The organism is Paracoccus sp. (in: a-proteobacteria) (assembly GCF_039808215.1).
GTDB lineage: Bacteria > Pseudomonadota > Alphaproteobacteria > Rhodobacterales > Rhodobacteraceae > Paracoccus.
The window spans coordinates 1-2,547 of sequence record NZ_JBDHSP010000167.1 but is presented as its reverse complement, the minus strand read 5'-3'; the positions used below and the strand labels follow the sequence as shown (position 1 = coordinate 2,547).

Annotated in this window: 3 protein-coding genes; all 3 read left to right on the top strand. The window is 66.0% G+C overall.

Going from position 1 to position 2,547, the window contains the following annotated elements; translation table 11 throughout:
* Positions 1-100 precede the first annotated feature (100 nt).
* Positions 101-487: a transposase gene (locus WMK75_RS19070; RefSeq protein WP_347269147.1), complete on the top strand. Its 387-nt coding sequence runs from the start codon at positions 101-103 to the stop codon at positions 485-487.
* Positions 484-831, top strand: a complete 348-nt coding sequence (gene tnpB / locus WMK75_RS19065) for an IS66 family insertion sequence element accessory protein TnpB (protein ID WP_216035026.1) — start codon at positions 484-486, stop codon at positions 829-831. Before WMK75_RS19070 ends, tnpB begins: the two co-directional genes overlap by 4 nt.
* Positions 832-893: 62 nt before the next feature.
* Positions 894-2,519, top strand: a complete 1,626-nt coding sequence (locus WMK75_RS19060; protein ID WP_347269146.1) for an IS66 family transposase — start codon at positions 894-896, stop codon at positions 2,517-2,519.
* Positions 2,520-2,547: the final 28 nt, after the last annotated feature.

Here is a 2,547-nt window from a genome sequence, read left to right as displayed (position 1 = left end):
GTAACCACCCGGTTGGCGCCGCCTGCCAGATTGCGGCGTGAGGTCCTAAGACACGTGCATAGCGACGTCGCTAACGACGTCTCTTATGCGCGGAGGGGCGATGCGGGGCGAGGTTCTGGGCGTTGAGCGCCGTCGACGGTGGGACGACGAGGTAAAGCTGGCGATTGTGAGCGCTGTGGGGATCGATGGTGCGACGGTGACCCAGGTTGCGCAGCGCCACGAGGTGACGCGCCAGCAGATCTACGCTTGGCGTCACGAGCTGAAGCGGAAGGGTTTGTGGTCGCCCGAGGCGGGTGCGCTGTTCTTGCCGGCCGGCATGGTGCCCGAGATGGGGCTTGCGGTAGTTGAGCCTCCGGCGGCGGCCGCGGCCGTCGGTCCGGCAGCCTGGGTTGAACTGCGCCTCGCGAAGGGTCGCGTGCTACGGTTCGAGAGCAGCATTGACGACGCGGCGCTGTCCCGCCTTATCCGCACGGTGGATGCCGCATGATCGGACCGGGAACCGGGGTGCGGGTGTATCTGGCCTGTGGGCCGACGGATATGCGGAAAGGGATCGGAGGTTTGGCGGCGCTGGCGCAGGACGTGCTGCGGCAGAAGCCGACCGGGGGTGCGGTCTTCGCCTTCCGTGGCCGCAAGGGCGACCGGCTGAAGCTGCTCTACTGGGACGGTCAGGGGTTCTGCCTTTACTACAAGGTCCTCGAGCGCGGGCGCTTTCCCTGGCCGAACAGCGGCTCGGGGGTGGTGCGCCTGACCTCGGCGCAGCTGGCGATGCTGTGGGAAGGGATCGACTGGCGGCGGCCGGACTGGGGCGCACCACCGGCCCGGGTTGGGTGATTTATCCACCTGAAACGCCTTGTTTTTATGGTGCCTCCTGAGCGCCTGTGGTAAGTGATGGCATGTCGAACGACACGCCCATCCTTCCCGAAGATCCCGCCATTCTGAAGGCGATGATCGCCACCTTGCAGGCGGAGAACGCGAAGATGTTGGCGACGATCCGGGCGCATGACCAGCTCATCCAGACGTTGCGACTGCGGATCGCGAAGCTCAAGAAGCAGGCCTTCGGCAAGTCTTCGGAGAAGATCGAGCGCGAAATCGAACAGCTCGAGTTGGCACTCGAGGATCTGCTCATCGCCAGCGCCGAAAGCACCACCACTCTGGCGGACGAAGACGAGGCGGATTCTGCGCCCGAGGCGACGACCGGCGATATCGACGAGCGCATGCCCCGCCGTCGCCCCCGCGTGTCAGCAACCACCCCACGCGAGCGGCGCGAGCTTGACCCGGGCAGCTGCTGCCCGGATTGCGGCGGCGACCTGCGGCTCGTGGGCGAAGACATGAGCGAGATGCTCGACCTGGTCGCGGCGCAGCTGAAGGTCCTGCAGATCGCGCGGCTGAAGAAGTCCTGCCGCCGCTGCGAAACGATGGTGCAGACACCCGCGCCCAGCCGTCCGATCCCCGGCAGCATGGCGAGCGCGGCACTGCTGGCCTGGATCCTCGTCTCCAAGTTCGACGATCATTTGCCCTTGTATCGCCAGTCCGAGATCTTCGCCCGCATGGGGGCCGACATTCCGGACAGCACGCTGGTCGATTGGTGCGGGCGGGCGATGAAGGTGCTGGCCCCGCTGATCGAACGGATCGAGGCCGATGTGATGGCCAGTGATCTCCTCCACGCCGATGACACCCCGATCCGGGTGCTGGACCGGTCCCTGCGGGACCGAGGTCTCGGCAAGGGAGTCAAGAAAGGCAGGATCTGGGCCTATGTCCGGGATCATCGGCCTTGGGCGGGGACCACACCGCCCGGGGCGGTTTACCGCTTCGCCCCGGACTGGAAGGAAGAACACGTCCATCGTCATCTTGCCCAGACCCGCGGCATCCTGCAGGCGGATGGCTACAAGGGCTATGCCAAACTCTACGAACCGGACCATGACGGCACGCCCCGCCTGCAGGAGGCGTCATGCTGGGCGCATCTGCGGCGTGACTTCCACGACGAATGGGACAAGACGAAATCCGCCATCGCGCGCGAGGCGCTCGACCGCATCGGCGCGCTCTACGATATCGAGCGCGAGATCAACGGGCAGCCCGCAGAGGTCCGCCTTGCCGCGCGCCGGAAGCACAGCGCGCCGAAGGTCGAAGCCTTCTTCGCCTGGTCCGAAAGACAGCTCACCCGGATCCCGGGCAAAGGAAACCTGGCCAAGGCGTTCCGCTACGGGCTTGCCCGCCGCACCTCGTTCAGCCTCTTCCTCGCCGATGGCCGTGTGGCGATCGACAACAATGCTGCCGAGCGCGCCCTGCGCCCGATCGGCATCGGTCGGAAGAACTGGCTCTTCGCGGGCGCAGACACCGGCGCCGAAACACTGGCCCGCGCCATGACGATCATCGAGACAGCCAAGCTGAACGGCATCGACCCGCAAGCCTATCTTGCCGACGTGCTCGACCGCATCCATGACCACAAGATCAACCGGCTCGACGAGCTCCTCCCGTGGAATTGGACGCCGATCGCCGACACTCAGGCCCAAGCCGCCTGAGTAACCGCGGTAACAACCGGGCGGTTAC

Bases quoted from the DNA above. Each gene is read 5' to 3' on its own strand.
- WMK75_RS19070 (WP_347269147.1), top strand. From the start codon at position 101: ATGCGGGGCGAGGTTCTGGGCGTTGAGCGCCGTCGACGGTGGGACGAC.
- tnpB (WP_216035026.1), top strand. From the start codon at position 484: ATGATCGGACCGGGAACCGGGGTGCGGGTGTATCTGGCCTGTGGGCCG.
- WMK75_RS19060 (WP_347269146.1), top strand. From the start codon at position 894: ATGTCGAACGACACGCCCATCCTTCCCGAAGATCCCGCCATTCTGAAG.